This is a genomic window from Streptomyces sp. BRA346 (assembly GCF_052851135.1).
This window is the reverse complement of the sequence record NZ_JAIWIH010000038.1, coordinates 1-22013: the sequence shown is the minus strand read 5'-3', so window position 1 is coordinate 22013 and position 22013 is coordinate 1. Positions and strand designations below refer to the sequence as shown.

The following is a 22013-nucleotide window of genomic DNA, read 5'->3' as shown; positions in this document are numbered from 1 at the left end:
ATGAACACGTACACGGACTATGCGACCGGTGCGCCGATCGCCGACACCAAGGCCCCCGACGGCCCGATCGAGGAGCGCTGGGACCGCCGCCGCTTCGAGGCGAAGCTGGTCAACCCGGCCAACCGCCGCAGGTACACGGTCATCGTGGTCGGTACGGGCCTGGCGGGCGGGGCGGCCGGGGCGACGCTGGCCGAACAGGGCTACCACGTCGTGCAGTTCTGCTACCAGGACTCGCCGCGCCGGGCGCATTCCATCGCCGCCCAGGGCGGGATCAACGCCGCCAAGAACTACCGCAACGACGGCGACTCCGTCCGCCGCCTGTTCTACGACACCGTCAAGGGCGGCGACTTCCGCGCCCGCGAGGCGAACGTCCACCGGCTGGCCCAGGTGTCGGTGGAGATCATCGACCAGTGCGTGGCGCAGGGCGTGCCGTTCGCCCGCGAGTACGGCGGTCTGCTGGACACCCGCTCGTTCGGCGGCGTCCACGTCTCCCGCACCTTCTACGCCCGCGGCCAGACCGGACAGCAGCTGCTGCTCGGCGCGTACCAGGCGCTCAGCCGCCAGATCGCCGCGGGGAACGTGGAGATGCACGCGCGCACCGAGATGCTCGACCTCATCGTCGTCGGCGGGCGGGCGCGCGGGATCGTGGCCCGCGACCTGATCACCGGGCAGGTGTCCACACACTTCGCGGACGCCGTGGTGCTGGCCTCCGGCGGCTACGGCAACGTCTTCTACCTGTCCACGAACGCCAAGAACTCCAACGCCACCGCGATCTGGCGGGCCCACCGGCGCGGCGCGTACTTCGCCAACCCCTGCTTCACCCAGATCCACCCCACCTGCATCCCGCGCTCCGGCGACCACCAGTCGAAGCTGACGCTGATGAGCGAGTCGCTGCGCAACGACGGCCGCATCTGGGTGCCGAAGGCGAAGGGCGACACGCGTCCGCCCGCCGAGATCCCGGAGGACGAGCGCGACTACTACCTGGAGCGCGTCTACCCGGCGTTCGGCAACCTCGTGCCGCGCGACATCGCCTCCCGCGCCGCGAAGAACGTGTGCGACGAGGGGCGCGGGGTGGGCCCCGGCGGACAGGGCGTCTACCTGGACTTCGCGGATGCCATCGGGCGGATGGGCCGGGCGGCGGTCGAGGAGAAGTACGGCAACCTCTTCGAGATGTACCAGCTGATCACGGCGGAGAACCCGTACGAGGTGCCGATGCGCATCTACCCCGCCATCCACTACACGATGGGCGGGCTGTGGGTCGACTACGACCTCCAGACCACGGTGCCCGGGCTGTTCGCGATCGGCGAGGCCAACTTCTCCGACCACGGCGCCAACCGGCTCGGCGCCTCCGCCCTGATGCAGGGCCTGGCCGACGGCTACTTCGTCCTCCCGGCCACCATCAACGACTACCTCGCCCGCCATCCGCACGACGAGGTCGACCCGGGCCACCCGGCGGTGACCGAGGCCCTGGTGTCGGTGACGGACCGGCTGCGGCGGCTGCTGGAGAACGACGGCGACCGCACCCCCGACTCCTTCCACCGGGAGCTGGGCGAGCTGCTGTGGGACGAGTGCGGCATGGCCCGCACCGAGACCGGGCTGCGCAAGGCGCTGGACCGCATCCCGGCGCTGCGCGAGGAGTTCTGGCGGCGGATCAAGGTGCCGGGCCGCGGTGAGGAGTTGAACCAGTCGCTGGAGAAGGCCAACCGGGTCGTGGACTATCTGGAGCTGGCCGAGCTGATGTGCCTGGACGCGCTGCACCGCACCGAGTCCTGCGGCGGCCACTTCCGCGAGGAGAGCCAGACCGCGGACGGCAAGGCGGCCCGCGACGACGAGGCGTTCTCGTACGCGGCGGCCTGGGAGTTCCGAGGCACGGGTCGCGCGCCCGTGCTGCACCGCGAAGACCTGGTCTTCGGTGAAGTCCACCCCACCCAGCGGAGTTACGCATGAGGCTCACCCTGCGGATCTGGCGCCAGCGCGGCCCCGAGGAGCCGGGCGCCCTGACCGTGTACGAGGTCGAGGACATCTCACCGGAGATGTCCTTCCTGGAGATGCTCGACACCCTCAACGAACGGCTGATCCTGTGCGGGGAGGAGCCCGTCGCGTTCGACCACGACTGCCGCGAGGGCATCTGCGGGGCGTGCGGCATGGTGATCAACGGGCAGGCGCACGGCCCGGAGCGCACCACCACCTGTCAGCTGCACATGCGGCACTTCCGGGACGGCGACACCATCGACGTGGAGCCGTGGCGCGCCGCGGCCTTCCCCGTCGTCAAGGATCTGGTGGTGGACCGGTCGGCGTTCGACCGGATCATCGGCTCGGGCGGTTTCGTCTCCGCCCCGACCGGCAGCGCCCCGGAGGCGCATGCCACGCCGGTGCCGAAGCCGGTCGCGGACACCGCGTTCGAGCACGCGGAGTGCATCGGGTGCGGGGCGTGTGTGGCGGCGTGCCCCAACGGCTCGGCGATGCTGTTCACCTCGGCGAAGGTGACGCATCTGAACGTGCTGCCGCAGGGGCAGCCGGAGCGCGAGTCCCGGGTGCTGGACATGGTCGGCACGATGGACGAGGAGGGCTTCGGCGGCTGTACGAACACCGGTGAGTGCGCGGTGGCCTGCCCGAAGGGCATCCCGCTCCAGTCCATCTCGACCATGAACCGGGAGTTCCTGCGAGCGAGCCTCAAGAACGGTGGCCGCGGGGCCCGTTGAGCAGCAGGGCCCACTGAAAGAGGGGGACGCCCGGCAGCGGTCTCCGGCGGGGCCGGTGCCGGGCGCGACGTATGGCTACGGATGCGTGGCCAGCGCGCGCGTCCCGGGGGCGCAGGCGTCGAGCAGCGCGGCCCGCTCGTCCTCGGGCAGCTTCAGCGCGTTGCCGCGGCGGCCGCTGTCGAGGAGTGCGGTCGCCGCGTCCAGCCAGGCGGGGAGCGGTTCCACACCGAGGAATTCGGCGAGCCGGACCAGTTCCTTCTCCGGCTCGTCCAGCAGGGTTTCGAAGGACATCTCGGTGCGCAGGGGGGCCGGGACCTCTTCCAGCTTCGCCAGTCCGTCGATGATCGTCTCGGACCACAGGGTGCCGAACTCCGCCAGCGGGATGTGGCGTTCGGTCACCAGGGCGGGGTCGTACCGCTCGGTCAGCAGCGGAGCGAGGTCGGGCGGGAGCTGGGCCGCGTGCGCGGGGGTCAGCTGGTACGGGGAGTCCAGGCCGCAGTGGTCCGCCATCCCCCTCAGCAGCGGGATCATGCGGAAGCTGTAGTGGCGGCTCATGGAGACGGCGCAGTCGGGGCCCTCGCGGTAGAGGTGGAGGAAGCGCGCCTCGGGGAAGCAGCGGCGCATCTCCGGCACCCGGCCGATGGACAGGCCGGTCCGCTCCACGACGGCGCCGGGACCTCCGAACCGGGCGGCGAGGGCGGCGAACAGGGCCCGCCAGTGGTCCGCCGGGGCGCGGGTGGGCCAGGCGGTGACCACGGGTTCCAGCTCGTCCAGGAGGGCGTCGGGGTCATCGGTCAGATGCGGGAGGACCATGACGCTGATGGCGGGTATGCCGGTGGTCTCGGCGTCGTACCGCCGCTTGGGCAGCCGGGGGTAGAGGAACTCCGGCGTCGTCGCCCCATTTTTGATCATGCTGTTGGTGACCGGGTTGGGACGACGGAGATACCCCCAGAACTCCGGTCCGCTCAGGGGTGTCTCGCTCAGCAGTTCCGGGTCGGGAATACTGGCGAACAATTCACTGATGCTTAGCACGTCCGGGTGAAGATTGACGACCTGAGACATAGCCGTCGAGCCACAACGGCCCGTCCCGACGATGAACGTCAAGTTCTGGTTGACCACGCGCACTTTCCTCCCGATCGGTCGAACTCCATTGGACACCATGGGCTGTCTCGGGGATCCCGTGATGTCCACCTGGTGAAACACACCTAACAGGACACTGTGGGGCGCCAGTCGGTCCCCGACCCCTCCACACCTTTGCGCAACCTTCACATGCATGACGGTCGTTACCCCAGGTCACCCCGGCCTCACCTGCGAGGAAGCCCAAACCTAGGTGTACGAGACAGCTTCACAACTCCGCGGCACAGGAACGGACACCGGAACTACCGTAATCGAACGTAATCGCCCGTGGCACCTCCGTCATCTTTTCGTACCAACAGCACTGCTAGAGTTCCCATCCGTCAGCCCCTCGGCGGACGTTGGGGATTGCCACCCCCAAGCGTCGTCCGGGAGGGGCGGCAGAGCACATCGGGGGACAAAGCATTGGCACGCCGTGCAGCGCACGGTGCGTGTGCTTTCACCACCCCTGCGCAAAAGTTGAATTCGGGGAAGGTGTTTCTTCAGTGTTGGTGGAGCGCGACCAGGAGATAGACCGGCTCACGCGCCTCCTGTTCGGCGGCGCCCGCGAGGGAAGTCGGCACGCTGTCATCAGCGGTGCCGTGGCTTCCGGAAAGACCGCACTTCTGCACCAGGTGACGGACACGGCGGGGACGCGTGGCGTCCGGGTGCTGAACGCGGTGGCCTCCGCCTTCGAGCAGGAATTCCCGTACGCCGTCATCGAACAGCTCTACCAGGGCATGCCCGCCCGCCATCAGCACGCCCGCCCCCGGCCGGGCCTCGACACCCCGCACAGCCCGCACGGCCCCCACCAGGCCGACCTGCCGCTGCTCCGGGCCTTCCACCGCGCCCTGGACGAACTGACCGCCGACGCACCGCTGTTGATCGCGATCGACGACGTCCAGTACGCCGATCTGCCGTCCCTGCGCGCCCTCGCCTACGGCATCCGCCGCTGCCGCTCCGAGGCGCTGTCCGTCGTGCTGACCCGCGGCGCGCTGACCGGGCCCGCCGGTCCGGCCCTGGACGAACTGCTGCACCGGCCGAACGCGTGCCACGTGCAGCTCGCCCCGCTCACCGTCGCGGGCGTCACCACCCTGCTGACCGGGGAACTCGGCCCCGCCGAGGGCGAGCGCCACGCCGCCGCGTTCCACGACCTGACCGGCGGCAACCTCCTGCTGCTGCGGGGGCTGCTGGACGACCGGTTCTCCCGGCTCACCTGCGGCCCCCTCGACACCGCGCCCGGCACCGGCACCCCGGCGCCCGGCGAGCTGTTCCGGCAGGCGGCGCTGTCCTGCGTCTACCGCGGCGGCCCGGCCCACCACCGGATCGCCCAGGGGATCGCCCTGGTGGGCGACGCCTCGTCCGCACGCCGCCTGAGCAAGCTCGTCGCGATCGAGGAGCGGCAGGTGCGGCAGGCAGTCGCGGCGCTCACCGAGGTGGGCATCCTGCACGACGCGCAGTTCAGGAGCACCGACGTGCGCACCGTCCTGCTGGACGACCTGCCCGCGGACGAACTCGCCCGGCTGCACCACCGGGCCGCGCGGCTGCTGCACGAGGAGGGCGCCGACCCCATCGACGTGGCGGGCCATCTGCTCCACCACGAACTGGCCGAGCCGGTCGAGGAGTGGATCCCCGAGACCCTGCGCGACGCCGCCCGGCACGCCGTGGCCGCCGACCGCATGGAACTGGCCGTCAACTGCCTCCAGATGGCCCACCGATGTACCACCGACGAGCGGGAGACGCTCATCCTCCAGGTCACGATGGTGGAAGCCATGTGGCCGTTCAATCCGCTCTCCCAGCTGCGCCGTCTCCAGTCGCTGGCCGGTCCCGCGAGCAACGGGCAACTGCCCACCGAGTACGCCATCCCGGTCCTCCTCCGGCTGCTGACGCTCGGCCAGACCGCCGAGGCCGCCGCCGCCCTCGGCCGGATCGGCCGGGACGCGAGCCCCGGCTCGGAGCTCGACACCACGCTGCGGACCATCGACCTGGCCCTCGCCTCCACCTTCCCCGGCTCCCCCGAGCTGCGGACCTTCGTGGAGCGGGCCGAACCGGACGGTCCCCGCGCGGGCGGCCCGTCGACGGCCGAGCAGACCCCCGAGTCGCCGCAGCTCACCGCGGGCAGGGCGCTGCGGTCGGTGCTGAGCCACGGCGCCGACGACCGCGCCGTGGAGGCCGCGGAGCGGGTGCTGGAGACCACCCGGCTCACCGACCCGACCATGCCGACCGTGCACGCCGCGCTCCAGGTCCTCATCTACGCGGACCGGCTCGCCACCGCCACCACCTGGTGCGACCAGCTGATCGAGCAGTGCGAACGGCGCGGCGCCAAGGGGGTGCTGGCCGCCTTCCGCGCCCTGCGGGCCCAGATCGCGCTGCGGGCCGGACGGCTGCCGGACGCGATGCGCTACGCGGAGCGGGCGCTGGAGGAGCTTCCGGCCCGCGGCTGGGGCGTCGCCGTCGGCGTGCCGCTCGCGACGCTGGTCAACGCGCACACCGCGATGGGCCACCACGACACCGCCGCCGAGATCCTGGCGCGGCCGGTGCCGGAGGAGATGTTCCGCAGCCGCTACGGGCTCCACTACCTGTACGCGCGCGCCTGCCACCAGCTGGCCACCGGGCGCCAGCACGCCGCCCTCACCGGCTTCCGGGCCTGCGGCGAGAAGATGACCGCCTGGGGCCTGGACTCGCCCGCCATGCTGCCGTGGCGGCTCGGCGCCGCCGAGACCTGGCTGACCCTCGGCGGCCAGGACCGGGCCGCGCGGCTCGCGCAGGAGCAGCTGGAGCTGACCGGCGAGGCGCCCTCGCGTACCCGCGGCGCCGCGCTGCGCGTGCTGGCCGCCACCCGGCCGGTGAGCGAGCGGCCCGCCCTGCTCCAGCAGGCCGTCGCGGTGCTCCAGGAGACCGGCGGCTGGTACGAGATGGCGCGGGCGCTGGCCGACCTGGCGGAGGCGCACAAGCAGCTCGGCGACCTGGACACCAGTCGGCTGATGACCCGGCGCGCCCTGCGGCTCGCCGACGGGTGCGGCGCCGAGGAGCTGTCCCGTTCGCTCCAGCGCACCCCGGGCCGCTCGGCCCTGTCGGAGGCGGCCCGCACCGGCGAGGACACCACCACGTTCTCCGAACTCTCCGACGCCGAGAGCCGGGTGGCCGCCCTCGCCGCCTCGGGCTACACCAACCGGGAGATCGCCGCCAAGCTCTACATCACGATCTCCACGGTCGAGCAGCACCTCACCCGGGTCTACCGGAAGATCAACATCAGCCAGCGCCGCGATCTGCCCGCGAGCCTCGATTTCGACGTCGCCCACACCGCCTGATATCCCAGCGATTCCGCACGGCCCCAAGAGGTTCTTTCCATGACGTCTGCGCCCGCGTCTCCCCTGACGATGCTGGTACCGGACTTTCCTTTCTCCTACGACAACTGGCTGACCCATCCGGCCGGCCTGGGCGCGGTGCCGAGCGAACGGCTCGGCACCGAAGTCGCGGTCATCGGCGGCGGAATGTCCGGGATGACGGCGGCGTATGAACTCCTGCGCCTGGGACTGCGCCCGGTCGTCTACGAAGCGGAGCAATTGGGCGGCCGGATGCGTTCCACGCCCTTTCCCGGGAATCCGGAATATGTGGCGGAAATGGGCGCCATGCGCTTCCCCGTCTCCGCGACCGCGCTGTTCCACTACATCGGCACGCTCGGACTGGCCACCCGCCCCTTTCCGAACCCCCTCGCGCCGTCCACCCCGAGCACCCTGATCGACCTGAACGGCGGGCGCCGCCAGGCCCGCACCCCTGACGACCTCCCGGCCGTCTACCAGGAGGTCGCCGACGCCTGGGAGAAGGCGCTCCAGGAGCGGGCCGAGCTGTCCACCGTGCGGGACGCCATCCAGCGGCGGGACACCGCCACGCTGAAGGCCGTCTGGGACCGGCTGGTCAGGGAGTTCGACGACCAGTCCTTCTACGGCTTCCTGGCCACCTCCCCCACCTTCCAGTCGTTCCGCCACCGGGAGATCTTCGGCCAGGTCGGCTTCGGCACCGGGGGCTGGGACACCGACTTCCCCAACTCGGTGCTGGAGATCCTGCGCGTCGTCGTCACCGACGCCGACGACCACCAGGTCGGCATCATCGGCGGCTCCCAGCAGCTGCCGCGCGGCCTGTGGGAGCACCCGCCGGCCGCGCCCGCGCACTGGCCGGAGGGCACCTCGCTGGCGTCGCTGCACGACGGCGCCCGCCCGCGGCCCGCGGTCACCCGGCTGCGGCGGGCCGGGAACGGCATCCGGGTACGGGACGAGAGCGGCGAGGAGCGCGCGTTCCCCGCGGTGGTCTTCAGCCCGCACGTCTGGACCCTGCTGAACCGGATCGACTGCGACCCGGAGCTGCTGCCCACCCCGCTGTGGACGGCGGTCGAGCGCACCCACTACATGGGCGCCTCCAAGCTGTTCGTCCTGGTCGACCGGCCGTTCTGGCGGGACCCCGACCCGGCGACCGGCCGGGACGTGATGAGCATGACGCTCACCGACCGGATGCCGCGCGGGGTCTATCTGTTCGACGACGGGCCCGACCGGCCCGGGGTGATGTGCCTGTCGTACACCTGGAACGACGACTCGCTGAAGGTCGCCACCCTCACGCCCGAGGACCGGCTGGAGCGGCTGCTGAGCCAGCTGGGCGCGATCTACCCGGGCGTCGACATCCGCTCGCACATCGTCGGCGGGCCGCTGACCGTCACCTGGGAGACCGAGCCGCGCTTCATGGGCGCGTTCAAGTCCAACCTGCCCGGCCACTACCGCTACCAGCGGCGGCTGTTCACCCAGTTCATGCAGGACGACATGCCCGCCGAGCAGCGCGGCTTCTTCCTGTGCGGGGACGACGTCTCCTGGACCGCCGGGTTCGCGGAGGGCGCGGTGACCACGGCGCTCAACGCGGTGTGGGGGGTGCTCAACCACCTGGGCGGCGCCACCCACCCGGACAACCCGGGCCCGGGCGACCGCTTCCACGACTTCGCGCCCGTGGAGCTTCCGTACGACTAGTGCCGCGTCAGTCAAGGTTTGCCCGGTAGCGAGGNTCGGCCTCGTAGTGGGCCTACTCGGTCGATTCGGCAACGCCGCAGATGGCCGTGCCAGGGCGGCGAGCGGGGTGAACCTTGGCTGACGCGGCACTAGGGGTATCCCTGGTCCTCCCCGGCTCTGCGTCCAGGGCTTTCCCCAGACGCAGAAGGGGGCCGGTGCACCGCCCCGGCCCCCACTTCTCCTTCACATCTGGCTAGCCGCGCGCGATCTCCTCGAGCCGCTTCTTGTCCGGCTTGCCGTTGCGGTTGAGCGGGAAGGCGTCCAGCACCTCGACCCGGTTGGGCTGCTCGTAGACCGGCAGCACGTCGCACAGCCGCTCGCGCCAGTACTTGGCGTCCCGCCGCTCGTCGTCCTCCACGAAGAAGACCAGCTGCACATCGCCGCGGCGGCGCTCGTCGGGGAGCGGCACGATCCGGGTGGAGATGTGGGCGACGGCGGCCTTGCGCTCGACCAGCTCGGGGTAGAGCAGGTAGCCGTAGCGGTGCACCGCGAACTTCCGGCCCAGGACGAAGAGGTTGTCGTCCTCGTCGAGGTAGCCGAGGTCGCCGGTGGGGAACCAGCCGGTCGGCATGGCGTCGAGGCCGCCGTCCTCGGCGAGGTGGCCCTCCAGCGCGTCCGGGGTGTCGACCTCGATCTCACCGGCCTGGCCGGGGGCGGCGGGGACGCCCGACTCGTCGATGATGCGCAGCTTGATGCCGTCCATGGCCCGGCCGCAGGAGACCGGGTTCTCCAGGGTGGCGAAGGCGATGTTGCCCAGCTCGGTGCTGCCGTAGCTGTCCAGCAGCGGCAGTCCGAACTCGGCGACGTAGCCGTCGGAGAGCGCGCCGTCGAGCGGTGCCGCGCCGGAGCAGAACATGCGGACCTGCTCCAGCTGCGCCCGCAGCGACGGCTTGCGGCCGACCAGGTTGAGCATGGTGCGGTAGCTGGACGGGGTGGCGTCGAGCACGGTCGCGCCGGTCCGCCCGGCCATCTGCACGGCCCGGTCGAGGCGCTTGTACGGGGCGATCACCAGGGAGCAGCGGGTGAGCCAGGCGATGAGCACCATGGACAGCCCGTACTGGTGGGCGAAGGGCAGCAGCGGGAGCAGGACGTCGTCCTCCCGGTGCCCCACCTGGGCGGCGTTCCGCTCCAGGTTGGTCAGGAACTTGCGCCCGGACTTGACAGCGCCCTTGGGCTCGCCGGTGGAGCCGGACGTCCACATGATGAGGCCGTCCTGCCGGTCGGCCCAGGCGTCGAAGGACAGCTCGCGGGTGCTGAGCGGCCGTCCGGCGGCCGGGGCGATCACCTCGTAGAGGTTGACCACGCGGCCGTCGTCGTGGATCGGGGAGTCGTCGTCGACGAAGGCGATGGCGGCGCCGGTGCGCCCGGCTATCCGGCGGGTCTCGTCCGGGTGCTCCTGCTGGTCGATCAGGACGATGGACGCGCCGACGTGCATGAGCGCGAACAGCACACTGACGTAGGCGGCGGAGTTGCCCGCCTTGAGGATGACGCGGTCGCCCGGGGCGACCCCGTGCTGCTCGCGGATCACATCGGCGACGCGGATCGCGTCCAGCTCGAAGTCGGCCAGCGTCTGCACCGAGTCGAGCGCGTAGATCTTCGCGGTCATCGAACGTACTTTCCTTTTCCCTGGGGAGTGCCTGAGGAGTACGGGCAGCCGCGGCCGTGTCGTGCCTAGGCTCCCTTGTCTTCGGCGCCGGTCTCCCACTCGGCGTCGACGGGGACGTGCGAGAGCAGTTGGTCGTGCACCAGGTTCACGACCTCTCTCCGGCTCGAATCGAGGTAGCCGCGGGACCCGGGAAACACCTCGAGGTCGAAACGTCCGCTGGTACGCCGCCGCCAGGCCCGTACGCCGCGCAGCGGGGTCTTGGGGTCGCCCTCCCCGGCGAGGGCGACGATCCGGCAGCCGAGGGCCGGCGGGCCCAGGGCCATGCCCCAGTGGGCGGTCCGGCCGGATACGAACAGGGTCAGCAGGGGCGTCCCGGTCTCCCGCTCCAGGCGCTCGGCCACGCGGTACGCGAGGTCGGCCCCGACCCGGTGCCCGAAGAAGGCGATCGGGCGGTCCATCCACTCACCCAGCGCGCCGAAGATCCGGTCGACCAGCTCCGGGGAGTCGGCCAGCCGCTCGCCGTCCTCGCCGTCCTCACCGTCCGCGCCGTCCGCGAAGCCGGTGTGGAGGGGGTACTGGATCGCTAGCACCTCCACGGTGGGCAGCAGGAGTTCGGACAGGGAGAGGTAGTACGCGGTGGAGTGGGCGGACTCCGGGAAGCAGATCAGCCGGAAACTGCTGGGAGTTTCCGTTTGCAATATCCGAATAAGGCCCACATCATCGGGCTTGACCTGGCTCAAGGAGTACATCCCCGCGATTGCACTGAGGGGGCCGGGCACGAGTGCACGGATGGGGCGTGTCGACCATGTTCGATCGAGGCGCTGACTCCGTGAGGCTATGGTCCCGCTGTGGCGGTCACAACCCCTAGTAACCGCTATCCGGTGTACGCGTTATATGCGGGGTACCACGGCGTCCATAGGCGGCACGGGGCACAACTGGGGACCCCCTCATGCCCCCTGACTTCTCCCCCTACCCCCTAACGTACGGGTGGTCTCTGACCTGGAGTCAAGCAGCCGTGTTAGACATGGCGAAAGCATGTTCTCCATAAGCCAATTAAATCGGTGCGACGACAGCGATGAACACAACACGTCCTATTGATTTCGCCGTCGTTGTCGACGGTTTGGTCAAGCAGTACCCAGGCCGTCCCGCCCCGGCGGTGGACGATCTCAGCTTCACCGTCAACCATGGCGAGGTCTTCGGGTTCCTCGGCCCCAACGGGGCAGGCAAGACCACCACGATCGGGATCCTGACCACCCGGGTCGCTCCCAGCGGCGGACGTGCGTTCGTACAGGGCGTCGACGTGGTGGCGAAGCCCGCGGTGGCACGGCAGTCCTTCGCCGTCGTCCCGCAGCGCAACAACCTCGACCGGTCGCTGACCATTCGTCAGAACCTCACCTTCCACGCCGGTTACCACGGACTGTCCCGCGCCGAGCGGAACCGGCTCGCGGACGAGAGCCTGGACTGGGTGGGTCTGGGCGACCACGCCAAGGCCCGGGCGGACCAGGTCTCCGGCGGCCAGGCACAGCGCGTGATGATCGCGCGGGCCCTGATGCACCGCCCCCGCGTGCTGTTCCTCGACGAACCGGCCACCGGCCTCGACCCGCAGTCGCAGCTGTTCGTGCGCGACCGGGTCGCCGAACTCAAGCTGCGCGGCGTCACCGTGGTCATCACCACGCACGACATGGACGAGGCCGCCAAGCTCTGCGACCGGATCGGGATCGTGGACCACGGCAAGCTGCTCGCGCTCGACACCCCGGACAATCTGACGAGCAGGCTCAGCAACACCGCGCTGTCGGTCACGGTGCAGCCGCCGCACAACGGGATCGACGGGGTGCTCGGCACGGTGCGCGGCCTGGATGTGGTCGAGCGGGTCGAGATGATCCAGCAGGACGACAAGGACCTGGTCGAGTCCATCCTCGGCGGCGGGACCGCCGAAGGCAGCGACGGCAGCGCCCGGATGAAGATCTACAGCGATGCCCCGTCCTCGGTGCTCCTCCCCACGTGCCTCAAGGTCCTGACCGACGCCGGCTGTGAGATCAAGGACCTGAGCGTCAGCCAGGCGAGCCTGGAAGACGTCTTCGTCGAGCTGACAGGGAAAGAGCTGCGATGACCACCTCCACACGACCCACGCCCGACGGAGAGGCGAACTCCGGCGGCAAGGCCGCGGGAGAGCCGCCCACCGGCCGCCAGGACGGCGAGCACCAGCCGGCCGCCGACCGCCGACCCGGTGCGGGCACGGTGATCGGCGGCACGGTGGTCTCCGAGAAGAGCGGGGACGGGAAGAGCGACATCGGCGACACGCTGACCCTGGCCGTCACGCCGCCGAAGCCGGGCTCCCAGGCCTCCGGCAAGCGCACCGGGCGGCCCACCGGTCCGGCAGGTGCCAGCGGTCCCGCAGGCCCCGCGGGTGCCACCGGCCCCGCAACCGCTACGAACGCACCGGCACCGGCACCCGCCCCGGCCGCGGCCCCCGCCCCGGCCGCGGCCGTCGCCGTACGGGAGCCCGCCGCCCCGGTTCCCGCGGGCGCCGCCGCGACGGCCGTCGCCGTCCCCGAACCGGCCGCCGGGCCGTCCACGGAGATCGTTCCGGCACGGTCGGCGAAGGGCTCCGGCGGGCGCCACCGGCGCCGCGCCAACCGGTGGCGGACGTTCTTCTTCATCCTGTGGCGGGACATCTTCGTCACCGGCCGCGAGATGGGTCCGTTCCTGGGCCAGGTCATCGTGGAGCCGTTCTTCATGCTGTTCGTCTTCGGCAAGGTGCTCGGCGAGATCGGCTTCACCCAGCCGGGGTTCCAGCAGGTGCTGCTGCCCGGTGTGGTGGCGCTCAACAGCTTCCTGGTCGCCCTTCAGAACACCGCGCTGCCGCTGGCCATCGACTTCTCCTGGACCAAGGAGATCGAGGACCGGCTGCTCGCGCCCATCCCGGTCTCCCTGGTCGCGGTGGAGAAGGCCGTCTTCGGCGCGATGCGCGGTCTGATCGGCTCCCTGGTCATGATCCCGATCGGTCTGGCGCTGCTGGACGACGTCTCGTGGCCGATGTCGAAGATGCCGGAGACGCTGGGCATCCTCAGCCTCGGCGGGCTGGTCGGCGGCTGCGTCGGCCTCACCCTGGGCACCCTGGCGCCCGCGCGTCACATCTCCATCGTCTTCGCCATGACGCTCACCCCGATCATGTTCACCGGGGCCACGCAGTTCCCGTGGCGGAGCCTGGACGGTGTCCGCTGGTTCCAGATCCTGTGCACGTTCAACCCGCTGACCTACATCACCGAGGCGATGCGCGGGCTGCTGCTGACCCCGGGGCCGAAGACCCCGGAGTCGATCCCGCTGTGGATCTGCTTCTCCGCCATCGGGGTGGCCATCCTGATCTACGGGTTCATCGGGATCCGCGGCTTCAACAAGCGGGCGCAGGACTAGGGTCCTGCTGACGGATCTCCGTGGGAGAAGGAGCGGCGTCCGGTGCGTGCTCTCGGCGTGCCGTGCGGGACCCCTCGTAGCGGAGCTACTTGGGGTTTCGCGCGGTGCGGCGAGCCGGGGGCACCTCCCAGCGGTGGCTGGGGGAGCGTGCAGGGCGTCGCGACGCCGCGGAAATCCGTCAGCAGGACCCTCAGCGCCGACCGTACCGAGAACGAAGGCACCACACACCATGACGGCAACCGAGCCATCCGAGCAGGCCAAGAAGGCCATCGTCTTCCCGGGCATGGGACCCTCCAGCTTCGCCGAGGTGGGCAGGTTCCTCACCCTCGACCCGTTCGCCCGGAAGCGGCTGGCCGAGGCCGACGAGGCCCTCGGCTACTCGGTCTTCGACCGGCTCCGCGACTCGGAGGACGACTACTCCGAGGCGACCCAGATAGCCTTCCTGGTCAACTCGATGGCGTCCGCGGACCGGGCCGAGGAGGAGCACGGGCTCGTCCCGGACCTGTGCGTGGGCCCCAGCTTCGGGCAGAAGGCGGCCGCCGCGTACGTCGGTTCGCTGCCGTTCCCCGAGGTGGTGCGGCTCACCGCGGAGCTGGCGCGCTGTGAGCACGCGTACTTCGAGGAGGAGTACCAGGACGCGGTCACCCACACCTTCGTCCGCACCCCGCAGGAGAAGCTGACCGGGATCCTCGACGAACTCGGCGGGCGCGGCGAGTGGTACGACTACTCCGGCTACCTCGACGACGGCTTCTTCATGGTGTCGCTGCGCGAGAAGGAGCTGGACGGCTTCAAGCAGAGCATCAGCCGGGCCGGCGGGTACTCCATGTACACCATGGTTCCGGCGGTGCACGCGCCCGCGTTCGCGGAGCTGCGGCGCCGGGCCGCGGAGGAGATCCTGCCCCGGTACGAGATCCTCGACCCGAAGCTGCCCGTGGTCACCGACCAGGACGGCTCGCTGGTGACGACGGCCGACGAGCTGCGCACGATGCTGCTGGACACCTTCGACCTGCCGATCCACTGGCCCAAGGTCGTGGACGCGCTGAAGGGCGCCGGGGTGTCCACGATGTACATCACCGGCCCGGACAACCTCTTCCACCGGCTGGACCGCACCAAGTCGAACTTCGAGGTCGTGACGGTGGGCCCGGGCAAGCGCCAGCGCCCGCCCCGCAAGCGCTGACACCGCGAGAGCATCAACGGGCCGGGCCCCGCACCCCCTTCAGGGTGCGGGGCCCGGCCCCTTGTCGTACGCGCCCGTCAGCCGGACAGCCAGTCCCGGACGGCCCGCGCCGTCGTCCCGGCGTGCTCCTCCATCATCGTGAAGTGGTTGCCCGGCACGTCGACCGCGGTGTGCGGCAGCTCCCAGTACGACCGCCAGTCGCCGCCGCGGGACCAGTCGAAGAGCCGCTCCCCGGCCCGGACCAGCAGCGTCGGCGTCTTGACCTCGGTGGGCCGCCACTCGCCGAACAGCCGGAAGTACGCGCCCATGGCCAGCAGCCGGGTGTCGTCCACCGGCACATGGCTCGCGCTCCGCTCGTCCACCCCGGCGCTCAGCCCCGGCTGGAGGCCCACGGCCGCGTCCCGGTCGTGCGAGTAGATGTCCAGCAGGGCGATCCCCTCCGGGAAGACCCCGTCGCTCTCCAGCCGCGCGGCCACCTCGTGCGCCAGCACACCGCCCGAGGAGTGCCCCAGCAGCACGAACGGCTCCCCGTCCGTCTGCCGCAGCACCGCGGCTGCCTGTGCCTCGATCACCGCGTCCGGGTGTGCCGGAAGCTGCTCCCCGGCGACGAAACCGGGGTTGCCCAGCGCCCACACGTCCTGCTCGCCGCGGAAACCGGCGGCGAACCGCGCGTACTGGTGCGGGCCGCCGATCGACAGGATCGAGGAGAAGCACACCACGGCGGGCCGTGTCCCACCGCGCGACAGCCGCACCAGCGCGGGCGCCTTGCGCAGCTCCTCGGCGCTGCCGAACGAGGGCCGGAACCGGGAGACGTCCATCAGCAGCCGCGTGAACTCCTCCTGCCTGCCCAGCTGTCCGGCCTCCCGCATCATCGCGCCGAACACGTCCGACGGCTCGGCGCTCGCCGGGTTGTCGCCCGGGGTGCCGGGCTCCGTACCGTCCACCTCGGGCACCAGGGCCTCCAGCAGCTGCCGGGCGACCTGCGCGGGCGTCGGGTGGTCGAACAGCAGCGTCGGCGGCAGCCGCAGCCCGGTGACGGCGTTGACGCGGTTGCGCAGCTCGACCGCGGTGAGCGAGTCGAAGCCCAGCTCCAGGAAGCCGCGGGTGGCGCCCACGGCGTCCGCGTCCGCGAAGCCGAGGACGGCGGCGGCCTGCGTACGGACCACGTCCAGCAGGACGTTCTCCCGCTCCGCCGCGTCCAGCCCGGCCAGCCGCCGCGCCAGCGACGGGCCACCGGCGTCGGCCGGTGCGCCGGAGGCCGTACGCCGCCGGGCCGGGGCCCGGACCAGACCGCGGAACACGGCGGGCAGCGCCCCCTCGGCGGCCTGCTCGCGCAGCGGCGCGAGGTCCAGGTGGAGCGGTACGAGCACCGCCTCACCGCCGACCGCGCACGCCGTGTCGAACAGCTCAAGACCGTCCCGCGAGGACAGCGGCGCCATCCCGGAGCGGGCCATGCGCTGCACGTCCGCGTCCGCCATGTCGCCGGTCATCGCGCTGCGCTGCTCCCACAGGCCCCAGGCGAGCGAGAGCGCGGGCAGCCCGGTGGCGCGGCGGTGCGCGGCGAGGGCGTCCAGGAAGGCGTTGGCGGCGGCGTAGTTGGCCTGCCCCGGCGCGCCGAAGGTGCCGGCGGCGGAGGAGAACAGCACGAACGCCCCGAGGTCGAGGTCGCGGGTCAGCTCGTGCAGATGGAGCGCCGCGTCCATCTTCGGCCGGGACACCGTGTCGATCCGGTCCGGCGTGAGCGCGGACAGCAGCCCGTCGTCCAGCACACCGGCGGTGTGCACGACGGCGGTCAGCGGATGCTCCGGATCCACCTCGGCCAGCAGCTGCGACAGCGCCTCGCGGTCGGCCACATCGCACGCCGCGACGCACACCTGCGCGCCCAGCGCGGTCAGTTCGTCGACCAGCTCCGGCATGCCCGCTGCCCGCTGCCCGCGACGGCTGCCCAGCAGCAGATGCCGTACGCCGCGCTCGGCCACCAGATGGCGGGCGAGCTGCCCGCCGAGGACACCGGTGGCGCCGGTGATCAGGACCGTACCGTCCGGGTCGAACTCCGCCTCCGGCGCCGGGTCCTCGTTCTGCCGGGTCGCGACCCTGGCCAGGCGGGGCGCGTGGAGCACGCCCTCGCGGACGGCGAGCTGCGGCTCGCCCCCGGCCACGGCCGCCATGAGCGCGTCGGCCGTGGTTCCCTCATGGTCCAGGTCGAGCAGCAGGAACCGGTCCGGGTTCTCGGTCTGGGCGGTGCGGATCAGCCCCCATACGGGCGCGTGCGGCAGGTCGGACACCTCGGCGTCCGGGGACGTGGCGACCGCCCGCCGGGTGACGAACGCCAGCCGCGCCCCGGCGAAGGCCTCCTCCGCGAGCCATGCCTGCGCGCTCTCCAGCGCGGCGTGCGTGGCCAGCCGGGCACCCTCCGCCAGATGGCCGCCACCGCCTCCGGCGGGGCCGGTCAGCGGGAGGAGGACGACATCCGGCCGGGGGCTGCCGGAAGCCACCACGGCCGCCAGCTCGGCCAGATCGGGGAAGATCGCGCACTCGGCACCGGTGGCCTCCAGCGCGTCGACCAGCCCGAAGGCGTCCGTGCCGTTGTCCACGGCGCCTTGGCCGACCAGGGCCCAGCGGACGGCCGCAGGAGCCGCCGAGGGGGTCGGCACCGGCGCCCACTCCAGCCGGAACAGCGAGTCGTGGTACGTCACCTGGGCCGCCCGCAGCTGCTCCGGCGCGATGTGCCGCAGCACCAGGGAATCCACCGACGCGACCGCGCCGCCGTGGCCGTCCGCGACGGTCAGGGCCACCGCGTCCGGCCCGGCCGGTGCGATCCGTACGCGCAGCGCCGTGGCGCCCGCCGCGTGGAGGGTGACGCCGCTCCAGGAGAACGGCAGCCGTACGCCCGCTTCGGCGCCCAGGAAGTCGCCGAGCGCCACGCCGTGCAGCGCGGAGTCCAGCAGCGCCGGGTGGAGCCCGAACAGCGCGGCGTCGGCGTGCTGCTCGCCCGGCAGACGGAGTTCGGCGAAGACCTCCTCGCCGCGCCGCCAGGCGGCCGTCAGCCCCTGGAACGCCGGGCCGTAGCCGAAGCCGCCCGCCGCGAACCGCTCGTACAGGTCGTCCACGTCGAGCGCCACGGCGTCGGCGGGCGGCCATACGGACAGGCCCTCTCCGGTCTCGCTCGGCGTTTCGGCCGCGAGTACACCGCCCGCGTTGCGGATCCAGGCGTGCTCCGAGGCGTCGCCCTGGCCGGTGCCGGGCTCCGGGCGGGAGTAGACCTCCAGCGTCCGGCGCCCTTCCGCGTCGGGAGCGCCGACGGTCAGCCGCAGCTGGACCCCGCCGCGCTCGGGCAGGATCAGCGGCGCCTCAAGGGTCAGCTCCTCCAGCACACCACAGCCGACCTGGTCACCGGCCCGGATCGCCAGCTCCACGAAGGCGGTCCCCGGCAGCAGCACCGTGCCGGACACGGCATGGTCGGCGAGCCAGGGGTGGGTCTGGAGGGAGAGCCGCCCGGTGAGCAGGAAGCCGTCGGAGTCGGGGAGTTCGACGGCCGCGCCCAGCAGCGGATGCCCGGCGGCGCCGAGCCCGGCGGACGCGACATCGCCCACCGAGAGGGGCACCTCGATCCAGTACCGCTCGTGCTGGAAGGCGTACGTGGGCAGCGCGACGCGGTTCGCGCCGGTGCCCTCGAACACCGCCTCCCAGTCGACCTGGACACCACGGGTCCATGCCTCGCCGAGGGACGCCCAGAAGCGCTCCAGACCGCCCTCGTCGCGGCGCAGCGAACCGATCGCGGCCGCGGTGCGTCCCGCGTCCTCGGCCGTCTCCTGGACACCCATCGCCAGCACCGGGTGGGCGCTGGACTCGATGAACGCCCCGAAGCCCTCGTCGAGGAGACGGCGGATCGCGTCTTCGAGTTCGACCGTGCGACGGAGGTTGGTGAACCAGTACTCGGCGTCCAGCTCCGGGCCCTCGACCCACTCCCCCGTCACGGTGGAGAGGAACGGCACCTGGGCGGGCTGTGGCCGCACCGGGGCGAGGAGCGTGAGGAGTTCGTCGCGCAGCAGCTCGACCTGCGCGGAGTGCGAGGCGTAGTCCACCGGGACGCGGCGGGCCCGGACCTCGTCCGCCTCGCACGACGCCAGCAGCTCCTCCAGTGCCGTCGGCTCACCGGAGACCACCACGGCGGAGGGGCCGTTGACGGCCGCCACCGAGATCCGCTCCTCACCCCACGCCGCGATCCGCTCCCGTACCTGGGATACGGGCAGCGCCACGGACACCATGCCGCCCTTGCCCGCCAGCACCCGGCCGATCGCCTGGCTGCGCAGCGCCACCACGCGTGCGGCGTCCTGGAGCGACAGAATCCCGGCCACGCACGCGGCGGCGATCTCGCCCTGCGAGTGGCCGACCACGGCGGACGGCCGCACGCCCAGCGAGCGCCACAGGTCCGCCAGGGACACCATCACCGAGAACAGCACCGGCTGGACCACGTCGACGCGCTCCAGCGACGGCGCGTCCTCCGCGCCTCGCAGCACCTCGACCAGCGACCAGTCGGTGAACTCGGCGAGTGCGGCGGCGCATTCGTGGATGCGGGCGGCGAACACCGGCGAGGCGTCCATCAGCCCGACCGCCATGCCCGCCCACTGCGAGCCCTGCCCCGGGAACACGAACGCCGTCTTGTCGGCCGTTCCGGTGCCCTGGATCAGGTGCGGCGCCGCCTCGCCCCGGGCCAGCGCCGTCAGGGTGGCGGTGAAGTCGTCGCGGTCCGTGCCCACCAGCACGGCGCGCTGCTCCAGGGGTGCGCGGGTGGTGGCCAGGGAGTAGCCGATGTCGGCGGGGCGCGGCCCGTCGTCGGTGGCGAGGAGCGTCAGCAGCCGCTCGGCCTGGGCGCGCAGCGCCGTCTCGCTCTTCGCCGACACCACCCACGGCACCGGGCCCGGCTGCCGCGTCCGTGCGGGCTTCGCCGGTTCCTCGGTGGGCGCCTGCTCGATGATGGTGTGCGCGTTGGTGCCGCTGATGCCGAACGAGGAGATGGCGGCGCGGCGCGGGCGGCCGGTGTCCGGCCATGCCTGCTGATCGGTCAGCAGCGACACCGCGCCCGCCGTCCAGTCCACGTGCGCGGACGGCTCGTCCACGTGCAGGGTCTTCGGCAGGACACCGTGCTCGATGGCCTTGACCATCTTGATGATGCCCGCCACGCCCGCGGCGGCCTGGGTGTGGCCGAAGTTGGACTTCACCGAGCCCAGCCACAGCGGCTCGTCCTCGGTGTGCTCCTGGCCGTAGGTGGCGAGCAGCGCCTGCGCCTCGATCGGGTCGCCCAGCGTCGTCCCGGTGCCGTGCGCCTCGACGACGTCGACCTCGGCGGCGGACAGCCGGGCCCCCGCCAGGGCCTGGCGGATGACGCGCTGCTGGGACGGGCCGTTGGGCGCGGTGAGACCGTTGGACGCGCCGTCCTGGTTGATGGCGGAGCCACGGACGACCGCGAGCACCGGGTGGCCGTTCTTCCGGGCGTCCGACAGCCGCTCCACGAGCAGCATGCCCACGCCCTCGCCCCAGGCCGTGCCGTCCGCGGCGGCGGCGAACGGCTTGCAGCGGCCGTCGGTCGCGAGGCCGCGCTGCTTGCTGAACGCCACGAAGGTGCCGGGGGTCGCCATGACGGTCACACCGCCCGCGAGCGCGAGCGAGCATTCGCCATTGCGCAGCGCCTGCACCGCCATGTGCAGGGTGACCAGCGACGACGAACACGCCGTATCGACGGTGACGGCCGGGCCCTCCAGGCCGAAGGTGTACGACACCCGGCCCGAGGCGACGCTGCCGGAGCTGGCGGTGCCCATGTAACCCTCGAGGCCGTCGGGCGCGCGGTGCAGCAGCGTGCCGTAGTCGTTGTACATCACGCCGGTGTAGACACCGGTCCGGCTGCCGCGCACGGTCGCCGGGTCGATGCCCGCGCGCTCGAACGCCTCCCAGGTGGTCTCCAGCAGCAGCCGCTGCTGCGGGTCCATCGCCAGGGCCTCGCGCGGCGAGATCCCGAAGAACACCGGGTCGAAGTGGTGGGCGTCGTGGAGGAAGCCGCCGTTGCGGGCGTAGCTGGTGCCCTGCTGGTCGGGGTCGTCGTCGTACAGCGCCTCGATGTCCCAGCCGCGGTCGGTGGGCATGTCGGTGATGGCGTCCGTGCCCTCGGTGACCAGCTTCCACAGGTCGTCGGGCGAGGTCACCCCGCCGGGGAACCGGCAGCTCATCGCGACGATCGCGATCGGGTCGTCGTGGGGGGTGGTGGTGGCGGTGGGGGTTGTTGTGTCGGCCTCGCTGCTGCCGTGCGCCTCGGACCGGAGGTACGTGGCGAGAGCTGCGGGGGTCGGGTAGTCGAAGATCAGCGTGGCCGGGAGCCGTACGCCTGTGACGGCGGTGAGGCGGTTGCGCAGCTCGACGGCGGTGAGTGAGTCGAAGCCGACCTCGCTGAACGCGCGCTGCGGTTCCACCGCCTCGGGCCCGGCATAGCCGAGTACGGCCGCCACCTGCGTACGGACCAGCGCGAGGACGATCGCCTCGGCCTCCGCGTCGGCCTTTCCGGCCAGCTGCTGGGCGAGCGCGCCGGACTGCGCGGACGCGGCGGCGGATTGTGCGGCGCGGCGGGCGGGGGCCCGTACCAGGCCGCGGAAGAGGGGCGGCAGCATGCCGACGCCTGCCTGGGCGCGGAGGGCCGCCATGTCGAGCGGCATCGGGACCAGGAGTGCGTCGCTCGTGGTGTTCGTCGCGGCGTCGAAGAGTTCGCGGCCCTGGGCTGCGGTGATGGCGGCGATGCCGCCGCGCTGGAGGCGGGCGAGTTCCGCCTCGTCCAGGTCTCCGGCCATGCCGCCGGACTCGGCCCACAGGCCCCAGGCGAGGGAGGTGGCGGGGAGGCCGTTGGCTGCGCGGTGCTGGGCGAGGGCGTCGAGGAAGGCGTTCGCCGCCGCGTAGTTGCCCTG

General features: G+C 72.0%; 11 protein-coding genes. 7 read left to right on the top strand and 4 right to left on the bottom strand.

All coding sequences use genetic code 11. The annotated features are described in order from the left end of the window. A complete protein-coding gene (locus LCH29_RS34390) occupies positions 1–1947 on the top strand; it encodes a fumarate reductase/succinate dehydrogenase flavoprotein subunit (protein ID WP_446465610.1) in 1947 nt (648 codons plus the stop codon). Continuing rightward, the gene (locus LCH29_RS34385; protein WP_446465609.1) at positions 1944–2702 is read left to right on the top strand and encodes a succinate dehydrogenase/fumarate reductase iron-sulfur subunit; all 759 of its coding nucleotides are present in this window, start codon (positions 1944–1946) and stop codon (positions 2700–2702) included. The genes LCH29_RS34390 and LCH29_RS34385 overlap by 4 nt, the downstream gene beginning before the upstream one ends. A 75-nt stretch (positions 2703–2777) precedes the next feature. Here LCH29_RS34385 and LCH29_RS34380 read toward each other — a convergent pair whose 3' ends face one another. Then, positions 2778–3863 carry a sulfotransferase gene (locus LCH29_RS34380; RefSeq protein ID WP_446465608.1) on the bottom strand — a complete coding sequence of 362 codons (1086 nt, stop codon included), beginning with the start codon at positions 3861–3863 and terminating at the stop codon, positions 2778–2780. Between the two features lie 458 nt (positions 3864–4321). Between LCH29_RS34380 and LCH29_RS34375 the strand changes: the two genes are divergently transcribed. Together LCH29_RS34375 and LCH29_RS34370 are read left to right on the top strand one after the other, a co-directional pair. Next, entirely contained in the window at positions 4322–7126 is a 2805-nt protein-coding gene (locus LCH29_RS34375) for an AAA family ATPase (RefSeq protein ID WP_446465607.1), read from the top strand. Positions 7127–7165: 39 nt separating this feature from the next. Further along, on the top strand, positions 7166–8827 hold the full coding sequence (locus LCH29_RS34370; protein WP_446465606.1) for a flavin monoamine oxidase family protein: 1662 nt from the start codon (positions 7166–7168) through the stop codon (positions 8825–8827). A gap of 232 nt (positions 8828–9059) precedes the next feature. Here LCH29_RS34370 and LCH29_RS34365 read toward each other — a convergent pair whose 3' ends face one another. Together LCH29_RS34365 and LCH29_RS34360 are read right to left on the bottom strand one after the other, a co-directional pair. Next, complete coding sequence (locus tag LCH29_RS34365; protein ID WP_123100743.1) at positions 9060–10472, bottom strand: class I adenylate-forming enzyme family protein; 1413 nt, start codon at positions 10470–10472, stop codon at positions 9060–9062. A 65-nt stretch (positions 10473–10537) separates the two neighbouring features. Further along, positions 10538–11170, bottom strand: coding sequence for a thioesterase II family protein (locus LCH29_RS34360; RefSeq protein ID WP_446465605.1), 633 nt, complete (start codon positions 11168–11170; stop codon positions 10538–10540). Between the two features lie 458 nt (positions 11171–11628). Here LCH29_RS34360 and LCH29_RS34355 point away from each other — a divergent pair, with 458 nt between their 5' ends. The 3 genes from LCH29_RS34355 (at position 11629) to LCH29_RS34345 (ending at position 15063) form a co-directional block, all read left to right on the top strand. Further along, a complete protein-coding gene (locus LCH29_RS34355) occupies positions 11629–12582 on the top strand; it encodes an ABC transporter ATP-binding protein (protein ID WP_446465604.1) in 954 nt (317 codons plus the stop codon). Continuing rightward, positions 12579–13886: an ABC transporter permease gene (locus LCH29_RS34350; RefSeq protein ID WP_446465603.1), complete on the top strand. Its 1308-nt coding sequence runs from the start codon at positions 12579–12581 to the stop codon at positions 13884–13886. Before LCH29_RS34355 ends, LCH29_RS34350 begins: the two co-directional genes overlap by 4 nt. A gap of 229 nt (positions 13887–14115) precedes the next feature. Continuing rightward, positions 14116–15063, top strand: coding sequence for an ACP S-malonyltransferase (locus tag LCH29_RS34345; protein ID WP_446465602.1), 948 nt, complete (start codon positions 14116–14118; stop codon positions 15061–15063). Positions 15064–15140: 77 nt separating this feature from the next. Here the strand turns inward: LCH29_RS34345 and LCH29_RS34340 are convergent. Further along, on the bottom strand, positions 15141–22013 hold a 6873-nt coding region (locus tag LCH29_RS34340), incomplete at its 5' end, for an SDR family NAD(P)-dependent oxidoreductase (RefSeq protein ID WP_446465601.1).

What these genes read in the sequence shown, in the direction of transcription:
- LCH29_RS34370 (WP_446465606.1), top strand. Translation starts at nt 7,166, where the DNA reads ATGACGTCTGCGCCCGCGTCTCCCCTGACGATGCTGGTACCGGACTTT.
- LCH29_RS34380 (WP_446465608.1), bottom strand. Translation starts at nt 3,863, where the DNA reads ATGGTGTCCAATGGAGTTCGACCGATCGGGAGGAAAGTGCGCGTGGTC.
- LCH29_RS34350 (WP_446465603.1), top strand. Translation starts at nt 12,579, where the DNA reads ATGACCACCTCCACACGACCCACGCCCGACGGAGAGGCGAACTCCGGC.
- LCH29_RS34345 (WP_446465602.1), top strand. Translation starts at nt 14,116, where the DNA reads ATGACGGCAACCGAGCCATCCGAGCAGGCCAAGAAGGCCATCGTCTTC.
- LCH29_RS34385 (WP_446465609.1), top strand. Translation starts at nt 1,944, where the DNA reads ATGAGGCTCACCCTGCGGATCTGGCGCCAGCGCGGCCCCGAGGAGCCG.
- LCH29_RS34365 (WP_123100743.1), bottom strand. Translation starts at nt 10,472, where the DNA reads ATGACCGCGAAGATCTACGCGCTCGACTCGGTGCAGACGCTGGCCGAC.
- LCH29_RS34390 (WP_446465610.1), top strand. Translation starts at nt 1, where the DNA reads ATGAACACGTACACGGACTATGCGACCGGTGCGCCGATCGCCGACACC.